The organism is Rhizobium sp. BK591, assembly GCF_014195045.1.
Classification (GTDB): domain Bacteria; phylum Pseudomonadota; class Alphaproteobacteria; order Rhizobiales; family Rhizobiaceae; genus Rhizobium; species Rhizobium anhuiense.
In genome coordinates this window covers 365,064-389,522 of the sequence record NZ_JACIAZ010000003.1, presented here as the reverse complement: position 1 = coordinate 389,522, position 24,459 = coordinate 365,064, and the positions used below count along the sequence as shown (strand labels likewise).

General features: G+C 57.2%; 25 protein-coding genes. 14 read left to right on the top strand and 11 right to left on the bottom strand.

The window, feature by feature from the left end:
- Window positions 1-137: 137 nt before the first annotated feature.
- From FHX10_RS14910 to FHX10_RS14875, 8 genes are all read right to left on the bottom strand, one after another.
- The gene (locus tag FHX10_RS14910) at window positions 138-611 is read right to left on the bottom strand and encodes a hypothetical protein (RefSeq protein ID WP_184389589.1); all 474 of its coding nucleotides are present in this window, start codon (window positions 609-611) and stop codon (window positions 138-140) included.
- A 178-nt stretch (window positions 612-789) separates the two neighbouring features.
- On the bottom strand, window positions 790-1,320 hold the full coding sequence (locus FHX10_RS14905; RefSeq protein WP_184389587.1) for a hypothetical protein: 531 nt from the start codon (window positions 1,318-1,320) through the stop codon (window positions 790-792).
- A gap of 91 nt (window positions 1,321-1,411) precedes the next feature.
- Window positions 1,412-3,940 (bottom strand): DEAD/DEAH box helicase, encoded by a 2,529-nt coding sequence (locus FHX10_RS14900; RefSeq protein WP_184389586.1) that lies wholly within the window; start codon window positions 3,938-3,940, stop codon window positions 1,412-1,414.
- A gap of 204 nt (window positions 3,941-4,144) precedes the next feature.
- Complete coding sequence (locus FHX10_RS14895; protein WP_184389585.1) at window positions 4,145-5,206, bottom strand: PD-(D/E)XK motif protein; 1,062 nt, start codon at window positions 5,204-5,206, stop codon at window positions 4,145-4,147.
- On the bottom strand, window positions 5,203-8,022 hold the full coding sequence (locus FHX10_RS14890) for a Z1 domain-containing protein (protein WP_184389584.1): 2,820 nt from the start codon (window positions 8,020-8,022) through the stop codon (window positions 5,203-5,205). Before FHX10_RS14890 ends, FHX10_RS14895 begins: the two co-directional genes overlap by 4 nt.
- Entirely contained in the window at window positions 8,015-9,805 is a 1,791-nt protein-coding gene (locus tag FHX10_RS14885; protein WP_184389581.1) for a DUF262 domain-containing protein, read from the bottom strand. Before FHX10_RS14885 ends, FHX10_RS14890 begins: the two co-directional genes overlap by 8 nt.
- 98 nt (window positions 9,806-9,903) lie before the next feature.
- Window positions 9,904-11,250: a DNA (cytosine-5-)-methyltransferase gene (dcm, locus tag FHX10_RS14880; protein ID WP_184389579.1), complete on the bottom strand. Its 1,347-nt coding sequence runs from the start codon at window positions 11,248-11,250 to the stop codon at window positions 9,904-9,906.
- Window positions 11,247-11,471: a hypothetical protein gene (locus FHX10_RS14875; RefSeq protein ID WP_184389578.1), complete on the bottom strand. Its 225-nt coding sequence runs from the start codon at window positions 11,469-11,471 to the stop codon at window positions 11,247-11,249. The genes dcm and FHX10_RS14875 overlap by 4 nt, the downstream gene beginning before the upstream one ends.
- A gap of 648 nt (window positions 11,472-12,119) precedes the next feature.
- Here FHX10_RS14875 and FHX10_RS14870 point away from each other — a divergent pair.
- The 14 genes from FHX10_RS14870 to FHX10_RS14805 all read left to right on the top strand — a co-directional run bounded on the left by FHX10_RS14870 (window position 12,120) and on the right by FHX10_RS14805 (window position 20,835).
- The gene (locus tag FHX10_RS14870; RefSeq protein WP_184389576.1) at window positions 12,120-12,452 is read left to right on the top strand and encodes a hypothetical protein; all 333 of its coding nucleotides are present in this window, start codon (window positions 12,120-12,122) and stop codon (window positions 12,450-12,452) included.
- A 17-nt stretch (window positions 12,453-12,469) separates the two neighbouring features.
- Entirely contained in the window at window positions 12,470-13,624 is a 1,155-nt protein-coding gene (locus FHX10_RS14865) for a hypothetical protein (RefSeq protein ID WP_184389575.1), read from the top strand.
- Window positions 13,621-14,307 carry a hypothetical protein gene (locus FHX10_RS14860; RefSeq protein ID WP_184389574.1) on the top strand — a complete coding sequence of 229 codons (687 nt, stop codon included), beginning with the start codon at window positions 13,621-13,623 and terminating at the stop codon, window positions 14,305-14,307. Before FHX10_RS14865 ends, FHX10_RS14860 begins: the two co-directional genes overlap by 4 nt.
- Window positions 14,304-16,268 carry a DotA/TraY family protein gene (locus tag FHX10_RS14855; RefSeq protein ID WP_184389573.1) on the top strand — a complete coding sequence of 655 codons (1,965 nt, stop codon included), beginning with the start codon at window positions 14,304-14,306 and terminating at the stop codon, window positions 16,266-16,268. The genes FHX10_RS14860 and FHX10_RS14855 overlap by 4 nt, the downstream gene beginning before the upstream one ends.
- Window positions 16,265-16,510 carry a hypothetical protein gene (locus tag FHX10_RS14850; RefSeq protein ID WP_184389572.1) on the top strand — a complete coding sequence of 82 codons (246 nt, stop codon included), beginning with the start codon at window positions 16,265-16,267 and terminating at the stop codon, window positions 16,508-16,510. Before FHX10_RS14855 ends, FHX10_RS14850 begins: the two co-directional genes overlap by 4 nt.
- Window positions 16,511-16,592: 82 nt before the next feature.
- Window positions 16,593-17,081: a hypothetical protein gene (locus FHX10_RS14845; protein WP_184389569.1), complete on the top strand. Its 489-nt coding sequence runs from the start codon at window positions 16,593-16,595 to the stop codon at window positions 17,079-17,081.
- Window positions 17,078-17,443, top strand: a complete 366-nt coding sequence (locus FHX10_RS14840; protein WP_184389567.1) for a hypothetical protein — start codon at window positions 17,078-17,080, stop codon at window positions 17,441-17,443. The genes FHX10_RS14845 and FHX10_RS14840 overlap by 4 nt, the downstream gene beginning before the upstream one ends.
- A gap of 314 nt (window positions 17,444-17,757) precedes the next feature.
- Window positions 17,758-18,093, top strand: coding sequence for a hypothetical protein (locus tag FHX10_RS14835; protein ID WP_210294410.1), 336 nt, complete (start codon window positions 17,758-17,760; stop codon window positions 18,091-18,093).
- Window positions 18,090-18,260 carry a hypothetical protein gene (locus tag FHX10_RS14830; protein ID WP_184389565.1) on the top strand — a complete coding sequence of 57 codons (171 nt, stop codon included), beginning with the start codon at window positions 18,090-18,092 and terminating at the stop codon, window positions 18,258-18,260. The genes FHX10_RS14835 and FHX10_RS14830 overlap by 4 nt, the downstream gene beginning before the upstream one ends.
- Window positions 18,257-18,514, top strand: a complete 258-nt coding sequence (locus FHX10_RS14825) for a hypothetical protein (protein WP_184389563.1) — start codon at window positions 18,257-18,259, stop codon at window positions 18,512-18,514. Before FHX10_RS14830 ends, FHX10_RS14825 begins: the two co-directional genes overlap by 4 nt.
- Window positions 18,511-18,906, top strand: coding sequence for a hypothetical protein (locus FHX10_RS14820; protein WP_184389561.1), 396 nt, complete (start codon window positions 18,511-18,513; stop codon window positions 18,904-18,906). The genes FHX10_RS14825 and FHX10_RS14820 overlap by 4 nt, the downstream gene beginning before the upstream one ends.
- A complete protein-coding gene (locus FHX10_RS14815; RefSeq protein ID WP_184389558.1) occupies window positions 18,888-19,157 on the top strand; it encodes a hypothetical protein in 270 nt (89 codons plus the stop codon). Before FHX10_RS14820 ends, FHX10_RS14815 begins: the two co-directional genes overlap by 19 nt.
- Window positions 19,158-19,169: 12 nt before the next feature.
- Complete coding sequence (locus FHX10_RS14810; protein ID WP_184389556.1) at window positions 19,170-19,355, top strand: hypothetical protein; 186 nt, start codon at window positions 19,170-19,172, stop codon at window positions 19,353-19,355.
- An 88-nt stretch (window positions 19,356-19,443) separates the two neighbouring features.
- Window positions 19,444-20,835, top strand: a complete 1,392-nt coding sequence (locus FHX10_RS14805) for a DNA cytosine methyltransferase (protein ID WP_184389554.1) — start codon at window positions 19,444-19,446, stop codon at window positions 20,833-20,835.
- Window positions 20,836-20,914: 79 nt separating this feature from the next.
- Here FHX10_RS14805 and FHX10_RS14800 read toward each other — a convergent pair whose 3' ends face one another.
- The 3 genes from FHX10_RS14800 to FHX10_RS14790 form a co-directional block, all read right to left on the bottom strand.
- Complete coding sequence (locus FHX10_RS14800; RefSeq protein ID WP_184389552.1) at window positions 20,915-21,178, bottom strand: hypothetical protein; 264 nt, start codon at window positions 21,176-21,178, stop codon at window positions 20,915-20,917.
- A gap of 120 nt (window positions 21,179-21,298) precedes the next feature.
- Window positions 21,299-21,499 (bottom strand): hypothetical protein, encoded by a 201-nt coding sequence (locus FHX10_RS14795; RefSeq protein WP_184389550.1) that lies wholly within the window; start codon window positions 21,497-21,499, stop codon window positions 21,299-21,301.
- Between the two features lie 843 nt (window positions 21,500-22,342).
- Entirely contained in the window at window positions 22,343-24,022 is a 1,680-nt protein-coding gene (locus tag FHX10_RS14790; RefSeq protein WP_184389548.1) for a hypothetical protein, read from the bottom strand.
- Window positions 24,023-24,459: the final 437 nt, after the last annotated feature.

Here is a 24,459-nt window from a genome sequence, read left to right as displayed (position 1 = left end):
CCACCAAAGCCGCCGAGCGAGGACAGGCGGCTCACTTAAATCGGCCTCACGCATGGCGAACGTCACGTTGAGGTACGTGACGTCACTCTGCTCCTGGCTGTCTCCGGATGCTTGCGTGGGCAGTTAGCTGCTTTCCATCAAACGATGTTGCCCCTGGGGTCGAACTGTACACCCCGCTGTTCGAGCCGCGATTGCGCGGCGGCAACGGCGACTGGACTAAAGTGGCTCGCATGGCGCAAGACAATTGCCTCAGCGGTGAGTTCGGGCGTCCCGTAGTCCATCACTTCGTCGAAGCCGTCGGTCTTTTTCCGGGCGCAGTACTCAAGCGCACCGATTTCTCCATCCTTCTCAATCTTCGCGCGCATACGATTCATACGCGGCACCTTGCGTCCGTTTAATCGGCGTAGCGCCTCGACTGCATGGACCATCTGCCAGCACGCGTGCTCCACAGTTCCTGGCATATGCTTGGCGGAAACTTCCGCTAGACGTCGGAGAGCTGCTTTTTCAACGGATGGTGACTTGCCTTGGGCATTTCGAGCTATCTGGAGAAGAGATGCTGGGTCCGTCTCAGTAGCAATATACGAAAGGGCTTTATTTTCCGGTTCGGTCATTTGGTACCTTGCGATCAGAGGATTTCGACGCAGATGGAGACGTGATCGGCGTCCAATCAGAATAGACCAACATTTTTGCCTCATCATGCAGACGTGGGTGGCATCTAGCCCGGTGGAATCGACGCGTCGTTGACGGTTCGAACAGCATTCACCCGTTTGATGACCGCGGCGGGGCTCGTTACTCGCCCTCATCCTCGAGGACCTCGGACTCGACTTTTTGCATTATTTCAGCAACCGATAATAAGTGCAAATCATCAGAATCTTGGCAAAATTGGAACGCTCGTTCAAGAACGACATTGGCGTCGCGTACGAGGATATGATCCCGGGAGAACAGCTTGCCTTTTGTGCCATGCATTAAGTTTTTCCGCAGCGTCCAAATTGCCCAAAAAATTGACTTGGTGTCGCTGAGGGCAGCAGGTTGTTGGGTGAATTCCGCGACGCCATCAACGCGCTTGAACTCCCGGGGAGGCCTCAAGAAAAACTCTGTACTGCGAAGGTCTTCACATTTCGTTTCAAAGCCTGCGAAGGCGTTGGGCACGTGGTGCTGCCAGTCAACGTCGGGCGTAGTCCCATATGGTCGCGTGAAAAATCCGCCGGCTTTCTTGAAGGCAAAGTCAAATCGAGACACCGCAATGACAAACGCGATCACGTCGTCGTTCATCCCGTGCCGTAGGTTTTGAATCAGTTCACTGAACTTCATTTGCTTCAAGGCCGACCCCAGATTCTTTATGGCTCCGCACGTCAGTTGGCAACGAGGCTGGCTCGTCGTATATGCTAAAGAAGCTTCGATGATTGATACACTATGCTTTGGTTTGCGCTTTGCCGAAAGGTTTCATGAATGAGTCGCGGATCATCATCGGTTTAAGCCTAGCTTTGATTAGCGCTGCCTCACAATGTTCACTGAGCATGTCAAAGTCGCCACCGACGCCGGTTAGTTCAGTTAGAACCCCACGTAAGGCAGTCACGACTTTAGTGATCTCATCTAGCCGAAAAGCAAAACTGCCTGCGGGTGTCGCCTTCTCGTCAGCTACCGCTTCAGGGAGGGCGGAGACTCGAATCGCCTCTCGACCCGGATATGTCTGCTTGAACCAATGCTCTGCTTCGAGTAGCTGGGCATGATCCTTCTTATAGAGTGGATTGGCCTCGTCTTTCTCACTCTTCGCCTCGATGACGAAATCGAAGGCTGCATCGGTGCGCCAGAGCACGTCTGGCCCGACCTCATGAATTTTCTCTGGCCGCTCAGACTCAAAGCCAAGGTAAAGACCAAGGTTGGCTAGAGCTTCTTCGTACCTGGTGGCTGAAGCTTCCGGCACGAGGTTGCTTACTGCCTCCTCAAAATCGGCAAGTATCGCCGCACGTTGGTCGTATTCCTGTAGACGCTGGACGATGGCTCCCGACTGCTTACCCGGCATTGGCCTTGTAACGTAAGCAGGCCGTACTCGCGGTGGGCTGTGATTGTTGTTCGCGGAGAAGGCGGTGGTCTGTAACCGCTGTCCCTTCTGCTCGTCCTCCATCTGGTAGGCAATCCGCGCGGCTGAGGCTGCGAGCCAAGCTCGACGCTGGAAATCTTTGGCCAAGGCTGCGTCACCCATCAGCTTTTCCAAAGCAATAATGGCCTTCTCGAACTGCCCTAATCGCTGAAGCCTAAAGGCGCGGCGTTCTGCGGATGCCATCTTCATTGATGCTTCATCTACCGGGACGGCATGAACGGCCTCGGCGAGCTCAGACGCGTGATAGGCGACCCAATCGGGGTCGCGATTAATGCATTTGAGAATTGTCTCCCCGACCTCCTTGGGTGTGGTAACGGCCTCGCTCACCTCTTGTCCCATCTTCAGCTGAATGCGTGTGCTTGCCGTGAGAAAGTCTAGGTTCTTTCTGCGGCCAATCCAGCCTACGAGTTTGGCTCCAACCAATATAGTTACGCAGAAATCTGCGCCGCCTCGCGTTCCTCTGCCGATACCTTGCTCTATCCGTTGAGCTAATAGCGAACTGACAGCCGCATCAGCGACAACGTTCATACGAAAAACATCATAGTTGTTGGTGCCTTGGGGCAGGTTATCCATGACGAGTAACCGACACGCGTTTCCAGCAAGATCGATTCCATCATAACGGTTCGCAAGCACCAGAGGACCAAAGGTCTTGCTCGCCTGCATAGATGCTATGCTCTCGGATACGGCTTTCGTCGTTTCCGGATACTCCGCAATATCGGTCCATTCCTTTGCGGCGGGGCCCGAAGGTGAAAGAATTGCAACGCCTCGATCTTTCGCAGCGAGCGCTTTTGCGATCTTTTTCACCATCGGCACAATCGCCGTGTCACCAAGCTTCATCAGACCAGGGACGAGTATCATACGCTCGCCTACGCCTGCCAAGGATGCTGAAGTGATGGGTTTGGCTACTGCTTCCTGAGATGCGCCGAAGGTTCGTATGATCTCACTGTCGTCAGCGATCGTGGCCGACATGTAAATGCGTCGACTGCAATCGTCGAAGGTCGGCAGCAGGTCGACAGGGGGGAAAATAGGAGTGATCGAAACGGCGGACTTGCTGAATAAGCAATGGCAAACCGCGAGATTGTCGCGCAGGAAAGGCCACACGAAGGCATCAATACCGTCAACCTTGCCAGCGAGATATTGTTGCAACTCGTCCAGCTTTCTATGCCATGCCCAACTCGGGACTTCCGCAACACCATTTTCCTTCCCGGTGACGATATCGGTAAAGGTACCGTTGCGACCAACTTCTTTGAAAGCCGGCCTAAATCGGTCCGCGAGTTCTTTGTATACGTCGCCGTGGGATTTGGCCGAGATGGTAAGTGTGAACGCGTCTCGGACTGACGAGAGAGCAACATGCGCATCGTCAAGAACGATTGCACCGACCTTGACAACTTCCTGTCCGGACCCCCTGACGCCAAATTTGCTACGTCCATTGAAAAGGGTCTCGTAAGAGCCGACAAGAACGCTTTTGCCATCAAGGAAGTCGGCTGGGAGTGGCTGGCCCCGTGTGTAGGGAACGGCAGGGATTCCGTAATCCTTGCTCTTGGCAAGAACCTGCTCAACCAATTGGTTAGTCGGGGCAAGGTAGAGGACGGCTTCACCGGTTTCATTCATGACCGATTGCGCCATCAGCAGCGCAACTAACGTTTTTCCGCCGCCGGTATGCAGCTTAACGACAACATCGTTATCGGTCCGTCTCGGAAACCAGGAGTCTAATACCTCAGCTTGGCTTGCGTATAGATCGTTAATCCCCGGAGGTTTGGGGAGTGAGTTAAAGATATCGCGGGGGTTAATTGGCTTTGGCTTAGCCTTTGCCTCCCTGAGTTTCTTGAAATCGACCATAGTTTACACCCGCCATTGTTGAGCAATGGCAGTTTAATAAACTGACGCGGGCGAACTGAGAACTCCAAAGGACGACTATGTGCGAAAAATATTTAGAAACCGAACAAGGCTTTGATACTGCTTCACGGCCGATCTTAGTGGACAAAATCGGCCATATCGACCACGTACATGCACCTGATACGGCCGACGCAGTTGCTCAGTTCCCTATCTAGCCACCATCGCTGCGATCTCGCCCTGCCAGTTCTGAGTCGGGTTGAACGCAGAGACGCGAGTTGGTAGCTGCATTTCGAAACTTAGTGTGCCGGGTACAACGAATGTACCGTCGAGTGCAGCACTTGTAAGGAGGCGCATTTCGGGATCATTTATCGCATAGAGCCTTGTGAACGTGGTCTGGAGACGAATTTGATAGGCGCTCCAGCCTCTCATGGTCGCATGATCATAACCGGAAGTGCCAATACCACCATATTCCCGGACCATCCCTAAGAATTGCGTGCATGTGCCCGCTCCCGTTGGGGGGGCGTCACTTAGTAAGAACAAAATGTCGTCGACCAGTTCGGGCAAACTCTGCCCGCCTTGGTGAACCTCGGTCAAGCCGACGCTAAGGAGATGTACCATTTCCTGTGCGCCGTCAGGTAAGGTCTGAGCCTCAAGTTGGTGAAGCCCACTAAAGGCATGGCGAGACGTGTCACCTAATGTCGCTTTGACTTCGACTGCATGCCGCCCCATGACGAAGTCGCGTCCCTTCGTCCAGCCACGCCAGGCTATCAAGGTTATCGGCCGGCCCGCCAAGGGACTTGCAAGAAGTGCGACGCGCAGCACTTGGAGTTCTGCGAACAGACCAATCAATGACTCGGTTGACAAGGTCCCACGTCGAATTGCCAACTCGATAATCGGCTCCACTTCGTTGAATGCTGCCTGCATCGCCACATGCGTAGAGAGGTCAAGGCGCGCTAACTCGGTCACGATCAACGCCGCCACCGCCGCGAAATGCGCCGCGGAGCCGAGCAATACGCGCGTCGCCGCGAATTCTGCTCCACCGTCACTAGGCTCCCAACGGTCGTATTGGAGGTTGCGCGCGACTACAGCTTGCGTTGCGGACAGTTCTCGGCCCGCCAAGAAGATTTCGTAGAGGCCGCTGCTGGTCATAGCAGCACCAAGGCGTTCGGGCACGACCCAGAGAAGGCGACGTGCATTTCCGGCAGGAACCTCAAGGTCGGAAAGCTGATCGCGCAACGTTTCGAAATTGATCGTTCGGAAGTCCATCATCGTCTGAGGGCCGCAATGTGATCAGGTCCACCGTGCGGCAAACCCAGGCCGAGGGTAACCATGTCTGGCCCTCCTTGGTCATCACTTATTACGTGAAAAAGAGCAAGCCCAGGATGTCCACGAGGCCGCCAGGTGTCGCCATCTCGCAAGCGAGGCACTGGTCTGCGCCCGTGGTAATGATAGTCGATAAACTGGTCGCCAAAATAGCCGCTGCTGTCGTATCCTCGACTACCCCAAAGAGTGTTTAGCCGATCATTTGGTCCAATACCACGGATCATCGCGCCGATGCCGAGCGATCGAAGCTCAGAAACAGTCGACTGTTTTTCACCCGAGCGTACTGCGAGGTAGAACTGCGGAGTGGTACGGCCATCGAGTTGGGACCATGGCAAATCCGCCTTGTCAGTAGCGTGGAAGCCTGGCGCGTAATGGCCGGTGCCGAGCGCGTGCCAAAGTCGAAGGTAGGCCGCCATGGCATAGGGGCAAGACTGGGGGCGAACACGATATGGCATAGGATTGAGCCCAGGTGGGCGGAACAGTGGGTCGCTCAAGCCGAGACTATGCTGAAGACTGGCCCAGCGCCGGCTGAGTTCATCTTCGAGGCTGGGGTCGTGCTGTGTATAACGAAGTTGATCCAGCAAATCTGCAAGTTCAAGCAGACCAATTGGCTCGCTACGTATTCTTCCAACGTTGCGGGCAGCATCGATCTCGTCCCATCTCCCTCGTCCCAGTTCGGATACAAGTATGCCATTGTTATGGCTTGCCAAATCAGGATTAGACCTTTCCACAAGCCGAATTTGAGGGCTTGGCCCTGGACTGAGTGGAATTTTGCGGGTCTCAATCTTGCTCGTCGCCACAAAATCCAAGCCCTCCAAGATGAGGGTTCCAGCAGCAGTCTCATCTTGAGGCAGTGCCATCCGCCGAAGTACGAGCGACTTTAGCGCCCTGTCGCGAATGTTGTACTGGCGAAAAAGCGTGAGCTGGTCCTCAAGCAGAAACACCCGGCAGAAAGGCAAGTGCGCCCCCCGATAGCCGAACCAACGCTGCATCTGCATCTGAGTGTCCGCCGCAGGTTCTGTGCTGCTTCGGAGAAAGAGGCTGGTCGCGAGTCCCTCAACCGTAAGACCTCGTGAAAGAATGTTTCCCGCTACGAAGATGGTAAGAAGGTCCTCGGGTGAACGCCATCCCTCGGCAGTTTCGGTGGGTTCAAAACGAGGATGATCATCCGCTGCAGGATCGCTGTTTAGAACTCGCAGAGCGACATTCGGAAAAATCTCATTCACAAGGAGAGAGTAGACCTCCGTCCACCTAGCCTCATCCAGGCGGGGATAGGCAGCACCCGGAAAACTGGACAGAGCAAGGCGTGAATGCTCAAAACTCGAATAACAAGCGCGCCACTTCTCTTCTTCCAACTGAAGTCGAACAGCTAGACCGGCCGGATCAAGAGCGACTATTGGCTCGCCATCGTCGCCCTCAGGTAGTTCAATGTTGCGCTCATTGCCAGGAAGCGCACGGGACCAACGCGCAATATCCTCTGCTGCCGCGAAATGAGCGTCCTTACGAACCGAAGGATGAAACATCATTGTGTGCGCACGGGGCATCGCCGCCTGAAGCGTATTTCGGTCGGGGAACACGCGACCGGCAACGTCAGAGTACCGACGACCGTCTATAAGAAGACGCGCCGCGGCCCCGACCATAAAGCTTCGTATCGCGGCCGATATCGCCTCCCAGCGAAGGACCTCTTGTCGCTCAGCTAGTTCGCTCTCGGTTTCACCGGGTCGCAACTCAGGATACGGCCACGACACCGTGAGCGGTCCCGAGAGGAAACTCGTGGCATCGTAATACATGTCGCCGCCGCAGTAGTAACCGCGGATACCATTGGGCTCCAGATAGGTGAGCGAACGGGGCGTGATTTCCCCCTCATGACCCGCCACCCGCAGCGCAGCGCTGAACTCTCTCGGTGCAAGTGGATTATGGGACTCTTGAAGGTAATTTGCCTGGGGCGTGGCAGTGTAGGCAACGTAAGATGCCCGCAAATTCGCATCTCGGGATGAGGAGTTGTGGTGATCACCGCTCCATAGTGCGGCGATGAAACGCGGCGTGACTTTGTCCGACGTGGCGCTATCGAGCACGGAGGCGTCGTCAGCCTCATCATCGAGGACCAACATTGTAGTTGCTCGATCACCGCCTGCAAGGATCGTACTACTCAGTACATTTTTCAGCATTCGGGAAAGGTGAAGGAGATGTTCGTCGAGCTTGGGAACGACGATAATCATAGGGATGCCCTGACGAACCGCGAGCGTGGCCTTAGAGGGCTTCAAATAGCTCGTTGGTCCCATCCGATCGGGGTTTAAAACATCTTCAGGCTGAGGCAAGATCAGCCGCACGCTAGAGCGCGCATAGGCTGTGTCGCGTGAACTACCGTCTAGTTGCGAAAGCATGCGTTCATAAGTCTGCAGCCAAAGACCTACGCGGGTACCCGCCAACAGCACGACAACGTCAACGCCCTTATCCAACGCCAGACTTGCGACCGCCAACATGCTGGCAGTCTTCCCTGACTGGACAGAGCCGATAACCATGCCGGTTCGGAGGCCTTCCTCTGGCCAGGCGTCGGCGTCGATGTTGCCATCTGAACCGGGAAGAGCCTTCTCCACAATGTAGCGGGCGTCGGCCTCCAGCACCTTCAGCGCCGTCGGCGACAGTTGGGCAGCGGCGTTGACTTTGTATTGGTCCCACCAACTGGCTCGCTCCTCATCAGTTTTAGATGAGACCGCTTGCGCCGGAACTACGGTTATCGATTTCGAGTTAGGTTCAAGCATCCGCAGCCAACGTGCGCAGTTCGATAAGCCCATCTACAGCTGACGTGCCGTAACGCTCGTCCATAGCCGTCCGCATTTCTTCAGGGGTTACTCCGACTGTCTCAAGGATCGTCAACAGCGAGTCTGAAATATGGCCCCACTGAGTTTTGTTCTGAGTACTATCGGGACCTTTCTTCTCTTTCGTGACGGCCCTAACTTCATCGACGCCACCAAGTAAACGATCTTGTTTACTAAGCATAACGAGGACGAAGCACGCCGCCAAACTGGCCACCGCGCCCAATTCCTCCCATTTCGTTCCAGATTCACGTTTGCTGCGAAAACGTGGATGCCAAGCTCGGTCTGCCTCGGCATGGAGTTCAATGGCAGCGACCAGGTCACGTGCGAGCTCGGTCAAAACTTGCGTCGTACGAAGCCGCGGGAGCTTCTTGTCTATCGCTTCAAGAAAGCTATCGATGTGGCTGGCCGTCGATGGTGCGCGATAGCTTCCCGCCGTCCCTGTCGGATGCAACAGTGCGGCCACCATCCATAACAGCACCTTTGTGCGTCTAAAGCGCGCGATGCTGAAGCCCATGTCGGCAATCACGCTGTACGCAAAGGAAGGATCGACGCCGGCCTCGACGGCGTACTCCGCCATCAAAGGGTCGGCGCGGTCGCCTCCGATGAAAAGCATCAACTGGACAATTTTCAGGTGGTTGTAGACTGCGTTACGAATCTCTTCGGCATTCAATTTAACGCCTTGCTGATTGTATATCCTGAACACCTGATGGATATCGCGAACCGCGGTGTCTTCATATCGCAGGATGGGAATCCGGTATGGAGAAGAGTTTGAGTCAAAAAGCTTCCGGACAGCGACCGGCTTTCCGCCAATTGGAATCTGGACCTCTCTTATCTCGTCATAAAACTTTCCAGAAAGTGCTCTTAGCGGGTCTGTTTTCTCGTAGTTTCTAGTTTTAAATGGCAGGTAATGCTTGCGAACGTCGTCCGGCGTGAGCGCGTACTTTTTCGCGAATTTGCGAAAGCTCCTGTGAAATAGCGCAAGATCGTCTTTCTCTACAGCAAAGGCTATTGCAGAAGGGTGAGCGCCGACAAAGCGTAAGATTGACGTCAGGCGCTGCTTGCCGTCAACGATCTGGAGTTTGTCGTCGTCCGCTACCGTCGCGAGGATGATGGAGGGTAGCGGTATGCCACGTAGGATTGACTCGATAAGCTTCTGAGAGTCCGGGTTAGACCAAATGTACTCACGTTGGTAGGGCGGGTTGAGGTCTAATTCCCCTTCTCGGGCGTGGCCGACAAACTCAACAATTGGCAGAGCATCGACTTTGGCTTTTATGTTCGGCGGCTCGCGTACCTCTTGCTCATCCCATTCCTGCTCCCAGACAGCTGACGCGGAACTCCGCGATTCGTCATCGTCAAGCGCCTCAACGAACCGCGAACTCCGTTCATCGGCTCGGGCAAGTCGGCTCTCCAAAACGTCTACGCCCTGCTCGGTCATTCGAACGACGCCGTTCGAAACATTGAACAACAACTCTTCCGTGTCTGGAGCAAGTTGATTGAACAACCTAATCGCGGTTGCGGACTCAGTCTCGTCTTTATTCAAGGGGTCATCGAGCCAGAGCCAGCCCTGAACTTCCACGACTCTAGCGAGCCAACTATTATCCTCAAAGCCGACATCAGCCGCTGAAAACTCAGTCGGCGGCTTTGACTTGATATTGTCCGGGAGCTGCGTCCGACTTGAGAGGTTACTCAGGAGCCTTGCGATCTCGCCATTATCGATCTCGTCCACATTCCCTCCGGTAGGACGTCAACGGACATCCTTTTCTCGCTCTTTAATTCCCTTGAGAGGCAATCTCAATTTGCAGCGGGCCCAACCCGCCGCCGTGTTTAGCTCGCATGAGCAAACTGCACGTCATTTCGACTTGCTATGCTACTCGCCAATGCCAAAGGTTTTTCAGTAGGCGGTTCGTGCGTCTGGCCGATCAAGTTGCGCGCAACAGCTTCGATCACAGTCACATTCACCGCGTTGCCGAGGGCTTTATAAGCGGCCCCCTGCGCCTTCGGCAGATGCGGAAGATCGCCCATACTCTGCAAGCGAGCGCATTCCCTCATTGTCATGTAGCGACGCTCCCATGGAATGACCGGTACCTGACTGGTCGTGAGCGCTACCAGCGACGGCGCGAAGGTAGGTCGCTTCGCGCGAATTCCAGACGCGCGGAACTGAATGACCGTCTGCCACAGGTCCCTCGGGCCACCTTTCCAATTCCACTCAAGCTTCTGAAAGCTTGGGGCGAAATCGAGGATTTTCGGGAGCCATCGGTCGATGGTTTTCTGATGAGTCCGGTAAAATTGGCGATTCTGCTCGATGAACTGGATTTTCCATTCTGGAAATGTTGACTCGCTGCCACGCGCATAGGGCGGCAATGCGTCAAGGATTTCCTCATCGGACAGACCTCGCAACGGTTTTCCAAACGCGCCCCGAAATTCACGAACCTCGGAAAGTCCTCGCCCAACTGGCGACCCGGCTCGCACCGGATAAGTCGCTCCAAACTCCATTGCCCAGATGGGGAACGAGGGCAATTCGAGTCCAGCAGGCAGTGCATCTAGCAAGCTCTGCCATACTTCGAGATAGCGAACGAAATGATCAGGCAGCACACGAGCGCCAACCGGATTCTTGTCCAGTATAGTGCGAATATTTAGATCGTCCCCCACATGTGTTGGCGCGGGCCATTCGAAGGACGTCAGTCCTTTGCGGGAGCCTACAATAATCGCACGCTCTCTTGTCTGAGGAACGCCAAACATGTGTGGCGACAGCTTGCGAGCATCGACATCGTAACCCAGGCCATGGAGCCGTTCGTGCACTCTCTTCCAGGTCCTGCCTCCGTCATGGCGCAGGAGGTTAGGGACGTTCTCAATGATCACGTACATCGGCTCGTGGCATTCGATGATCTTGACCACATAGTCGAATAGGTCGCCCCATTGTGGGCAATCGAAACCGAGTTGATCTCCTGCCTTCGAAAAAGGCTGGCACGGAAAACCTGCACAAAGGATGTCGTGGGGCGGTACTTCCGAGTAGGAAACTTTAATATCACCCATCGGCTTGGTGCCAAAGTTGTCCTCATACAGGCGCGCTAACTCTTCGTTGAGTTCTGAAGCGAATACGCACTCGTGACCGAGCCGGGTTAAAGCTTGGTGGAATCCACCGAGGCCCGCGAATAAATCAATGAACCTCATGCGTTTGGTCGATCCAATGGGAAAGAAAGCTGGCGATTTGCATACTGGTCGAGCAAATTCTTAACTGCTAGTTCAATCAAATACTGTTGCTTTAGCGGCGGCCGTTGCGCAGCACCGAGCTTCTGCAGCGCGTCGTAGTCCGCCACGTCAAGGGCGATACTAAAGCGTTTTCGTTTCGGATTTGATTGCCGCGTCAGACTCATTACACCAATCTGCACCAATGTGGTGCGCCTGTCGAGATGAGGTAACTTTGGGCACGTATCTTTCACCAAGAAGCGAAGTGCCCGCTGGCAGTGGCAGGCAAAGCACGCCCCTTCGGGCGGAAGGCTAGAGACGGGGCACGCGGCCATCAAAGTCGAGGAGCACCTTCGTTCCACGCCGCAGATGGACTAGCTGATGAGGACTTAAAGATTATTGGATGCCTGATGATTTCGTGGTGCCTGCCGACCCCGGCACGGCTGCGGCCTCTCTCGCGGGTGTGACGTCAATTGGGGCGAATACCGGCCGACAGAGGCCATGACGAGCGAACTAAGGGAAACAACCTCGTCGAATCCCAGGCCGACCCGCACGCCGAAACCAATCAGTTGCTCAAGGGAATCAAGGCCGCTGTCTGGGCACAGTTCGGCGGCGGCGGCGACCTCACCGAGGGCAACCACGCGGTTGCCTCGTCGATCTGGCGACGACATGGCCCCCGCCAGGTCTCCATGAAATGGCTCTGCAGCGCGGCCCTCGGAGAGCCGATGTCATGAGCCCCGCGAATGACTGTAGTCGGTCACTACAGTCATTTTTTCCTTTCCGCCGGTGGTATCTGGGGGCACGCTGAGGCATTCCTTTGAGTGCCTACGATGCCACGCCCTCCGATTTACTTCATGCTCGTCCGCCTTGCTGATGGCGATCTGGCGTCCCTGACTATCATCCGCGAACCGCCGGAGTTTTTCGCGCAGCTGCGGTCCTATGGGTTCACGGAACACGCGAGCACATCGTCTCCAGAACTCGTGGAAATGCAGACGGGTGCGTTTCTGGATACCGTCGCTGGAGTCTTCAGCATCCGCGTACCTCAAAATCGGCCATTCACGTACGTCATCCCCGACGGAATGAGCCGTGCCGACTGGCTGGCCACGATGGAAGAGCAAGCCCACGATCCGCGATTTTCGCTCCGGGAACGTGACGGTGAATTCTCCTACTGCATGACCGTACTCTGAACTGACGAGGTGCGTCCATGGCCTATCAGTTCGTCCACCTCGAATCCTGGTCGCGCAAACCTGACGACAAGGGCCGCTCCACGGGTTTCATTTTCGATGAGGCCTCCCGTAAGCCGATCGCGTCTGTCCACGTCGCCGATCCCAAGCCCCCGACTGTGATTTATGGCGTCGGCGTGGATGACGTCCGACAGATGCATGACACGGCGGCCGCGGCGGCGATGACGCCTGGCGCACGGGGAAAACTTCGGAAACTCGACTCCAAGCAGAAGACTTTGCATACGGTCGTCGCCTCGCATCCGTACACCGTCGACGAGGTCCGCGCCGATCCGAAAAAGGCGGAGGAAGTGCGGGATTGGGAGCGGCGGACAGTTGCATGGCTCAAGGAGCAATACGGCCCTGCGCTCAAATCCGTAGTCCACCACACCGACGAACAGCAATGGCATATCCATGCATATGTACTGCCAACCCATGATCCCCAAATGCGTGCGGGCGTCTATCATCCTGGCGTCGTTGCCAAAAAGGCGGTGAAGGCGGCCGGCGCACGAGACGGCGAGGACGGTAAGGCGCTCAATAAGAGGGCCGACGCGGCGTACAAGGCCGCGATGCGGGATTGGCAAGATTCCTATCACAACGCCGTCGCCGTGCCTTGCGGTCTGACGCGCCTCGGTCCTGCCCGTCGGCGTTTGACGCGCGAAGAATGGAAGGCCGAACAAGCCCAGGCAGCGGCGCTCAAGAACGCTGTCGAGCGGGCGACGGTCGTGAAGCGGCAAGGCCAAGCTTACATCGGCCAGACACGGGCGGACGCGGCGGCGATCAAAGCGGATGCCGCCCAGATCAAAGCATCCGCCGCCCGTCTGGCGGGGATAGGCGGGGCCGTTCGCGCCGTCGTAGATGGAATCCAGGGGTCCCGAATCCGTGCCGAAATCCGCCGGGAGTTCATCCGCGACCTCACCGCCGCGAAAGCTGCTGCAGAAAAGGCGAAGGCGGAAACTGCGAAGGCGAATGCCTCGCGGCGTCAGGCGGAGAAGAGAGCTTCCGAGCAGCGCCATGCGTTCCGGCAACAGGGACAACGTCTCGTGGCCGCACAGCAGGAAATCCGGACCTTGTCCGCGGCGCTCGCCGCCGCGCTGGACGAGCCGACACCAACACCGGGAGGAGTACCTACACCATGACGACAGGCGAAGAAATCTTCTGGGGCAATGCCCGCAGTGTCCTTCGGGACATCGACATGCAGCACCTCGATCTGGCGCATGGCGCTGCCGTTGAGATCGTTCGCTGGTGCCTCGTGGTGCACGGGCGGCCGACTCACCACCGTCAATCGTTCCTTGAGCAGGAATCCCCGGCGTTACTCGCCTATCTGGAAAAGCTGGCGTCCAGCGGGGACGCCGCGGGCTGGCTTGCGCTGCGGGATCGCGTCCAGCTCCATGCCGAACTCCTTCGCGAGACCAGCATGCAGCCATGCGCGAAGCCCTGGCTCGCGGCGATCTGGCACACGCTGCCGGAACTGGCCGCCATCGGCCAAGGCATGCTTGATGACCTGGAAGAGCCCAGGAGCGTGGCGGATTTCGAAGCCGCGCCCGTGTCCCCAGACGCCGACCCGAGTTCTGGCGGCGACGACGACAAAGGGAGCGCGGGCAACTCGGGAACGGCGGGAACCACGGCGAAGCCGAAACCCTCGCCGCGGCTGGCTCTGCCGGTCGTCTTAGTTGCCCTGACCGAGACGGAAAAGAAGGCGCTCGGCCTCGACAAGCGCGGCTCCGACGTTGAGGCAGACAAGGACGTCACGCCTGACGCCAAACGCGAAGGACCGGACGGAAGCGATGGTCCTGGCGGAATGAAGGGAGGTCCACGATGATCGATTTTGTCGCGAGCCTAGTTACGGAGCCACCTGCCACCAACATTGCCTGGAAGCTCGTCACTGCTGTTCTTCCGACGGATGCCTCCTCTCCTTGGGGTCGAACGTTGCAGCTTTTCACCAGTGTCTTGTTCTTCCTTTGCGGCCTGTCGATCGCATTCGGTACCGTGCAGGCGGTCGTGGCAAGCGCTCAAACGGGCAAGCCGCTGGGCGAGCGCTGGCACCAGATATGGACGCCGCTGCGCGTCGTGCTCGGCATAGGCCTTCTGGCTCCGATGCCGTCCGGATTTTCTCCTGCCCACTATCTGCTCCGCGATGTCGTTGCGCGAAGCGGCATCAATCTCGCCGACGACGCTTGGAACGTCTTTGTCTCCGTCATTGCGAAAGATGGCGTTACCATCACTCCGACGTCATCGGCAGGATCGACGGTTGCCATGGCCGTCCTCCAGCACGAGATATGTGCAGCCGTTTATAACAAGGCGGGAGCATTCTGGGGCTGGGAGACGCCCAGACCCGATCCAATGGGCAACGTGTCCGGCCTCGGTATGCTCGGTTACGACAAGATGGTCACCTGGAGCTACGGCCCGACATGCGGAAGGTTTTCGTATACCGTGCCCGACAATCGGGATGCCTTCTCGGATGCCCGTCGGAAGGCAGTGTCCGATCTTGTAAATGCCTTTCGACCCGAGGCGGCGAAATATGCCAAGCTGGCGGCGGAAACGTCCGGCATTTCCTCGGCGGACGGCATGACGAAAGCGATTGCAGGTACCGTTCTGTCGCCACATCTCGTCGTGGATATCCGAACAGCAGGCGCGCGGTTTGACGAGGCCATCTCCGATGCGGCCAAGGCGACGGTCGGCACCATCGAAACGGAATCGCGCTCGAAGCTCGCCGAAGGAGCGAGAACCGATGGTTTCCTCACGGCCGGCATGTACTTCATGGGCCTGTCGCAGATATCCGAACTGACGACATCCCTCACTAACGAACTGATCGAAGATACGCCGCCCAGGGTAGACGGAGATTTCGGACAAGCGATCGAACGTGCCTTCGCGGCGCTTCGCCTGCAAGTCACGGGAGAAATGGAGCGTGCCTCGCTGTCTGCCAACGACTTCGCCGCCGCAGGGGACGACCAGTCAGGCCTTCTGACAAAGATGCTGGCTCCCGTCGCGCGATCGCTGGCCGAATGGGCGGCGACGGCATCCGCCATAAAAGGCGATGCCATGAGTGCGCTGGTATCGTCCGGACACGCGATGATATCGATCGGGTGGGGAGCGATCGCCGCAGGCGGCGTGCTGATGACGGTTGCGAGCAACTCCGTTTCGGATGCACTCGGTGCGGACGGTGCGGCTCTGTGGTTTTCGGACTTCGGCAAGCCAATTGTCGGCTTGCTCCTGATGATCGGCTCAATCCGGGCCTATCTCATACCGGTCCTGCCGTTTTTCTTCCTGATGATGGCCGGCGTGGCGCTGGTTTCGGCACTGCTTGAGGCCATGATCGCGCTGCCGATCTGGTGCATGCGCTGGATGAAGATGGACAACAGCGACAGTTTCGCGGGCGAGTCCGTCCGTGGCGGCCTCATGCTGACGGTCGACATCTTTCTCCGTCCCGTGCTGGCTATCCTCGCGCTGGCCGGATCGTACCCAGTCTTCAACGTCCTACTCGGCACGCTCGACAAGGTCTGGGCAACAGCATTTTTGGCTCAGACCGGCGGCTCCGTGGTGGGACTTCTCGGTTTCTTCGTGCTGTCCATCCTCCAGGCATACATGACGTGGTTTATCTGCCTGCAACTGTTCGGCCAGAGCTGGCTTCTGCCAGACCGTATTCCGCGCTGGATCGGGATTTCGGGAAGCGGTGGTGAGGCGACCATGACGAACAAGGCCATCACGGGGGTACTCGCTTTGGCCGGCAGGGCAACGATGCCTAAAATGGCAATGGGACTAAAACCAGGAGGCAAGAAATGAAGAAGCTCATGATTTCGACGGCGGGCGGGCTTGGTCTGGCGATCCTCTGCGGACTGGCAGGGCTGCCACACCTGTCAGCATCGATCGTAACGCTAACGGTGTTCTGCACCGTGCACGCCCTCGCTGCCGTCGCTTCTGTTTGGCTCGCAGCGATCTGGTATACCCTGCCTAACCGGATTGCTGCTTGGGCCGAGCCTTCTTCAAGTGTCTCAGTCGGCGGAAAGAGGGAGAGCGGCGCATGATAGGGGAACTCAGCTCAGCCAACTTACCGAAAGCATACGGTCTGACCGGCTGGATTCTCGAAGGGGATATATGGGTGTTGGCATGGACGACGCTGATCTTTTCGCTGCTCTTTCCCGTCGCCTGCCTGATTTCGTGGACCCTTATTTTGGGATCGCGCGTGGGGTGGTAGCGATTTCCCGAAGAACCGGAGGGCGCGGAATGAAATTCATCTGGATCATTGCCATCGCCTGGGCGGTATTAGTGGCAGGGCCTGCTGCGGCAGACGAGGCGGAGGCCATAATTCACACGTCACCGCTGCCGTGTGCCCCGATGTCGGGCGGCGGAATGTTTTGCGGCCACACCTACGATCTCAGATGTCGGGCAGAGGATGGAGACCAGGTGCTCCTGAAATTTCACGGCTACAAGGGCATCGAACTCGTGGGGTTGCCTCCGTTCGTGCGGGAGGTACCGACGACATATGGGCGTCTGCTGCGCGGCGCTCCGACGCCCGGCAACTACATCGTAGAAATGCACCAGGACGGGAAACGCACTCCGACGCTCGATATGCACATGAGGTTCATTCCCCGATGACACGTTCTTTTTTCAGCAGTCTCGTCCTCCTCACTCTGGCGATTGTACCGGCTAATGCCGGATCGTTCCCGCATCCGCCTGCCGACGCGCTGCGCGTGGAGTTCACAAGCCCCGACACGTCGCCCGTCGCCCGTCTCAAGGCAGGCCAGCCGTTGACCGTGGGCGTCGTTGTTACGAGGTCGACTGGGGCCGTGGAGATCGTCCCGACTTCGACGCCGGAATGGATGACCTACAATCCGAAAACACGGGAGTTTTCTGGGGTTCCCCTTGCCGGCGAGCATGAGCTTGCCGTGAAGGTGATGGACGCCGGAACAGGGCAGACCGCAACCGGTATCCTAGACTTCGAAATCGAGGAGAGGTGAAAGGCTGGGAACGCTGTAGGAGGATTGTGACCGCCTTACAGGGCGGAAAACGAGAGAGCGGCAGAAACGCCGCTCTTTCGTTTTCCGCATCGGGGCGTGCCGGTCTTGAGCAGTCACGTACTTGTACGTGATGATCGACTGGGGCGAGCAAGGTGTAAAGTGTATTTTAAACTTTACTATCAATGGGTTAGTTGAGAATATTTCTCGTCGTCCTGTTGACGGGACCGCGCCCATCCGGCAGCATTTGAAATGTGGGCAGTCACAAACGCACTTCCCCAGATCACATGAAATCCTGAAACACGGAAACGAGATCAATGGATCGGCGTGCCTCGGCGCGCGGCGGAGCCGTGTCCGAAAGTCAACAGAAAGGGAATGGAGTGAATAAGGCCAGACGGAAAAGTCTCCAGAAACTGCTGGATCAAATTCAGCCGATTGAGGCTGTTATCGAAGAACTGAAATACGACATCGAGGCGCTGAAGGACGAAGAGGAAGAATACCTCGCTGCGATGCCGTCCAGCATCGGCGAAAGTGCACGAGGTGAGGCTGCGAATGTAGCGATTGAAGCCCTAGAGGACGCAATTGGTCTCCTTGAGGAAATCCAGGCGGATGTCGTCGAGGCAGCACAGAAAGTGGAGGAGGCAATGGCGTGACCGAAATCCCGAAGAATGGACATCCGCGAGAGCGGCTAAGCGTGGACCTTCCTTCCGGAACGCTGACGGCGCTCAAAATCCACGCCGCACGGCAGGAAACGACGATACGCGAAGTCGTCACAGACTTGATCAAGAAAGAACTCATCAACAAAGGAACGCACTCATGACCATCACAGCTTTCAATCCCACTGCAACCGCCGCCGCTCTCAAGAGGTTTGCCGAGGCCAACGCGCACCCATCCTTCAGGCAGCAGATTTCCGCACCGGAAGTTTGGTCCGTGATCGAGGAAATGACGCGACAGGGTTTCTCGCACAAGACGATCGCCCGTGGGCTCAAAGCCGCAGGCATCGAAATCGCAGAAGCTACGTGCCTCAACTACATTTCAACGATCCGCAAGGAGAAGGAAGGAGCAGCGGCATGAAGACCGTCGAATTGGATGGCCGATCGATCGAAAACCCCGCCTTCTGCAACCACAAGCGAGGTCGTAATTGGGCCGCCATCATGCGCGGCAAAAATGCCGCGAACTGCGAGAGGTCATTCTTGCGTGCGGTAGGCGAAGTGGTCGACCTCGACTGTGTTCAGCCTGGTGACGTGATTGAATTCGGCGGCGACTACATCTCTGGAAGCGGCCGGCGGCAACCGGATCGTCGATGGTGGCATGTTCAGGACATTACCGACGATGCCATGACATATGAGCCGCATCCAAGTTTGGCAAAGGCCTTGAAGGCTGCGCGTATGGCCGATGATCGCAACAGTGAACCTCAGGAACTCGCCCACGTCGCTAAGGAGGCAACATGCAGCCAGGTACAATAACATTCAAGATTCTGGAGAAGATCGGGCAAGTCGCTCGCGGCGAGATCGACGCCAGCGAGCTACCGGGATCGACCACTGAACGCATGGCGATCGGCCTTGCGCTCAACGCCCTTGACAAAACGAACGAGAGCTATGCCGGTCAGGAAGAGGATGCCTGGTTCTATCTCGATCGGGCGCAACGCGATGTCGTCAAGGCGATCAATCCTGAATATCGCAAATCGAAATGGGCAAAGGTTCGCCTGCCGAATTGAAAGGATCATGACATGACAGACTTCAACGCAATCAGGCTCGACGACGATCAGTGCCGGACACTGGCCCAACTGTGTAAGCGGTCGAACATCGACCGCGTGCGTCCGTTCTCCGCCTCCGAGGACGAGGCCTGGAATATGGTGGACGCGCTTCAGGGCCTTCGATCTCAATTGAGTCGCGCAGGCTTCAATCCTCGATAGACCGGATTTTAACGACGAGGATCGCACTTTCCTCATTCCTCCCAGCTACAACCGTCACGTACAACTTCGTGACGGTCCGGGGGGTGAAATGAGAGTCGTAGAACTGTTTTGTGGCGCTGGCGGTATGTCGCTCGGTCTGAAACGGGCGGGCTTTGACGTCGTCGCTGCCTATGACAACAACGAAGACGCGGTGAAAAACTATTGCCGGAATGTCGGCCCACATGCCCATGAGGCGGACCTCAGCAATCTCTTGCTCATTGTTCCCAAATTGCTCGAACTGTCGCCAGACATGATCTGCGGCGGTCCGCCGTGTCAGGATTATTCCCCGGCTGGAAGTGGAGTTGAAAAAGAGAACGCCAAGCTAACACTGGCGTTTGCTTTGACGATCGTTGCCGTCCGCCCGACATGGTTTCTCATGGAAAACGTTAAAGAGGCGCTCGGCAAAAACAAAAAGACGTGGCCACAAGCTCGGGAAGTCTTGAAAAACGCCGGCTACGGGATCACGGAGGTCGTAATCGACTGCTCGCGCTACGGAGTACCGCAGGCCAGAAAACGCTTGATTGCGGTCGGTCGACTGGGGGAATGCGACGGCTTCCTTGAAACGGCAATTCGTGAAGCCGCCACGCCCAAACAACTCACGATTCGACAAGCTTTCTCGAATACCTTTGGCCGAATGCCCGATCCCGACAACCCCTGGAATCCCGAGATCGCCGAGGTAATTGCCACCGGCCATGTGTTTACCCGGCCGTTCTATAACGGCCGTGGGGTCCGGACGGTGGACGAGCCCTTCGCGACCATCACGCGTACGTCCGCAGAGCCACCAACCGGCCGCTTCCGATCCCAGACGCATCCACGCGACAGTGCACATCCCACAGATACTGCTGCGATGACGCCGTATGTCATGTCTCGTCTTCAAGGCTTCCCCCATCGGTGGAAATGGAGCGCGGGCAATGACCGCGATCTTATGCAGATGATTGCAAACGCCGTGCCAGCGCCGGTTATCAAGATCATTGGAGAGGTCATTGCAAGCCGACAGGAAGGCAGCAGCTACCAGCCGGCCGATGAACGATTTCTCCAGTGGCTGGTGCGGGGTGGACATCGATCGCGCGATACCGCGCGGAACATCAAGTCGAATGTTGGTCGTGCGCGCCACATGCTTTACGGCCGGACATTCGCGGACATAACTTTAGAGATCGCCGCGCTGGAAAAGGTACCGGGATTCGACACCCTTCGCACAGGCACCAAATCCGATCTTCGCCAGGCGTTGCGCCTACACCGCGAATATCGAGATGAGATCGGCAGGAAGGGCCAAGCAACGGAGGACGCTACTCAGGAGGCTGACCGGACCTTACGTCGTCGCCCGCAGCGTCCTCGCCGGGTCGATCTCGATGAGATGATGGCAGGGTTGCTGCCCAATGAATATCACAGTGAGGGCGGGAATTCGCCCGATGATATCATGGACAAGTACGTGACGATCTAAGCAAGCACGCTGGATCGCCGACGCAACAAGAGCGGCAGAATGCCGCTCTCTGCTTCTCGAATGAAATCGATGCGCGCGCCTACTCTGTGTCGTCCTTCGTGACGACCCTGAACAGTGCTCGTCGAGCTGCTGTTTCAGCTTTGCGCTTTGCCTCCTCCACGCTATCAGCATCGTCGGACGCGATCCTGTCCCCTCCGTCGATGACGTCCCAAACCGCGCCCCGCTCTACCGGCGTCACTACCAGATCGAGGTACTTGTCAGACGTCCCGATCATCGCCGCCTCGCCGAAGACATCATCATCGGGCTGCCAGTCTATCCATACTACTGCCTTCATTTTTTTCACTTACGCTCCTCTACGGTTGTATTTTGTCGACTATTGCGACACGTTTATAGCAGTCGCACACCACCCCTGGCAAACGTTTAAGGTCTTGAATTTAAACTAAAATAATTCAAGAACTCAGGTTTATGCGAGTTCTTGAATTTTCTTTCCGATTACAGAGCGGGAGATGCAAATAGAAACCCTGACGAGCAATGCTGCAACCAACAGGGGCCACATCAACAGGCTGACGAACTCCACCGTTGTAGGCACCTTGATGGCTGCCGAATAGAGGCCGGCAAACGTTAGCAGGGCGATGGGAAGGGTGAGGATGCGGAGCATTAGCATGGGTATTTCCTTCCTGTTTCAGGCTCTGGCTGGTTGGAGCCTACGGAATGACTGGATGCCGCCCTGTCGAAACTCGCGGCGCATATCGTCGGCAGCGCCGGGAATACGGGAGCGCCGAACAAGGTGTCGGGCCTTCGTCTTTGGATCGACCCTGTAGAGCAAGGCCACGTAACAGATCAGCCCGCCGCGGGCGTCCCTGTGGTTAACCTCCTCGACCTCAACGACGAAGGTCAAACCCGGAATGGTTGTTCTTCTGATCTCCATCGGAGCGCCTCTTCTCTGTTTTTACTACCCTTCCTTTTTACCACGGCATGAGAATTGAGCCCAGGGAACAACGCGGCATGGTTGCGTCGTGCCGGAGTGAGGGTTAACTGGATGGGTAGGATTTTAAGTATTGGTGGGAAGGGCCAGTTCCCTGTTCGATGCGGGCCGCAGGCCGAGCTTCGAACCCGCCCGCAGGGCGGAAGTCTTAATGTTCCCCGTCCCGATGGCTCCAAGATTGCCGGCGCTCGGAGTGGCAGTCACCCGCAGGGCCGCAACGAAGTGCAGGACGCCCCTGGCGTTGATAGCGCGAGAACGGTGGCAGGCTTGGCGCTGAGTGTGGGGAAAGGGATTCAGATGCACTCTGATCCATCCGAACGTATATTAGAGCCGTACGAGGCTCAATGCGTGGCCGTACAGCATCGTTCCCTTCCAAAATGACCCGTGGGTCATCTCAAAGCGGGAACCGCACCCTAGACGAAGATGAGCGTATCGGAGCGTCAAGCATCGCGGTCCTCGGCAGGAGGATGACGTGGGCATTCGCGCATGCCGAGACCGGAAGCTAGGGTAGCCGTAGGAACGTCAGTATCGCGCCGCCGGTTTCGGCGGGACGTGGGATCGACTGCCCCCGGCGAGGCATTCTTCTTCTGCGTCTGTCGCCGAAGCGATCGAAAGGGCGACGAGATGGGCAAGGGTCTCCTTGCGATCCTTCTTCCGAACCTGCTGTTCCTGCCAAGCTCGCGCGCTGTCTTCCTGTGCCTTGCGGAGGAAAGCGGGTATCTGACGACGAACGATGACGACTGGTTGCTCCGCCTTCAGGGTTTCCGTCTTGCTTTTCACAGGGGCGTTGAAGGACTCCGTTTCCACCGTAGCCACAGTATCCAAATCGAGCGCCTGAGGTTCCCGGTTCTGCAGTACTGAATCGTCGTGTACTCGGCTCCTATAATTAACCTTGGTGGGTGTGGAAGGGGGCAGCGTGTGAAGGTGTGGTGAATTTTGAACCCAAGCCTGTGATTTTGTTGAGTCGAAAGTTGCAACAGACCTTACTGAGCAGAGGGAAGAGCTCGCACGACCGACGTACTTTTCGTAAGCCGCTTTCATGGTCCTGACGAGGTTCTTCACCTGTCCTTCTGGCACGATGAAACTGTCGTGGATCGGCAAGCACGGTACGCCCTTCTGGACAGTCATCACGCGCAGCACATACTCGGCCATCCTCGCGTCGAGGTTCTGCAACTCCAGTCCCTTGCCCGAATGGAAATACTTGTCTACCGGCTCGTGCCGCTTCTTTATGGCGTCGATCAGCTTGCCCGCGAGTTTCGGGTTCATGCCCTTCTTCTCAAGGTACTCGGCTACGGCTCCCTTCGCCTTGAGGTAGCCCTTGGCGTTGACGATGATGAAGAACGCACGCTTCGCCACGTTCCTTGGAAAGCCTTCGATGATGTAGGGATCGCCGGAGAGTTTCTTGCGCGCCCACGCGTAGATGATGCGGGCGTGGAGGTAGTCGTAGTCCACTTCCTCGGTCCGCTCGCCGTCGATCATTATTGTGTGTCTGTGGCGGCCGCGCATGGTCTGCCAGAAGGCACCGTAGAAACGTCCGCCCGATGTCCAGACACCCTGATTGAAGACGCGGTGCATCGAAGTCGACGAGGTGGAAAACACCCGGTCCTCGATCCTGGTCCACTGTCCGTCGGTCGTGACGCCTTCTCCCGCCACCGTGAACTCGGCGCGCTCCAGGACATCGTTTACACGATCGAGAACGTACCGGCTGTCGCGTGTCTCCGGGGTGTCCTTGTAGGCCAGCATGTCGCCGGCCGCGTCACGCAGAATGATGCACTCGCCGCGCTTCCTGTTCAGCTTCGGCATTTCGAGGGCAACGAGCATCGGGTTCGGCAGATAGGACGACTGGACGCCACGCTTCCCGACAGGACGGAGATCGTGATCAATAAGAATGCCCCTGGCGACTAGCGCGTCGATGGCCTTGATGACGGTGTCACGACGGAAGGCGGGGCCTGAGTAGCGGACGCGCTTCTGCCAGTAGGCTTCGCGTCTCGAATAGGAGATGCGGCGGCCGGGATAGAGATGGGCGGATACGATCGCGTCAGCCGTGAAGGCGTCGCAGACTTCCTGCTCGGATGCGTTGGCCATCACCGGGATATCGAGGACCTTCTTGAGTTCCTCGGACGGCATACGCCACGACATGCCGACGGGACGGTGCCTTTGGGGGTCCTTGCGCCACTCGCCGTCTGTAGAGAACTCGGGCACGACGTAGGCTTGTGCGTCGGCCTTGCGCGGACTGTCAGACCCTACGTCCGCGTCCGAATTGTCAACACTGAAATTTGCGAAAGGGGCTTCCGTTGGGTCGGCTGGGCTATGTCCCAGCCTGGCGGTCACCGTTCAAATACGGGGGGCTTTACAGCAATCGCGCCAACGGCAATCATCATTTACTACTCCAAAAACACCGCCGAGGGTTCCAGCCCGATGACAGCGGTGTTTTTTATGGTCATGCGAGACGGCGAATTGGTCAAGCGCCGAAAATACATTCCAAATCCGAAACGATTTGACGGCTGCCGTCCCGTACAAATACGTGATGCCTTCCATCCCCACCCCGCCCAAGGGCGGTGCTGCGGCCCTCCCCCGGGGAAGGGCCTCACGCCCCTCGCGGGGCGACTGGGTTTCATCGCCGTCGCGCAAGCGCTCGG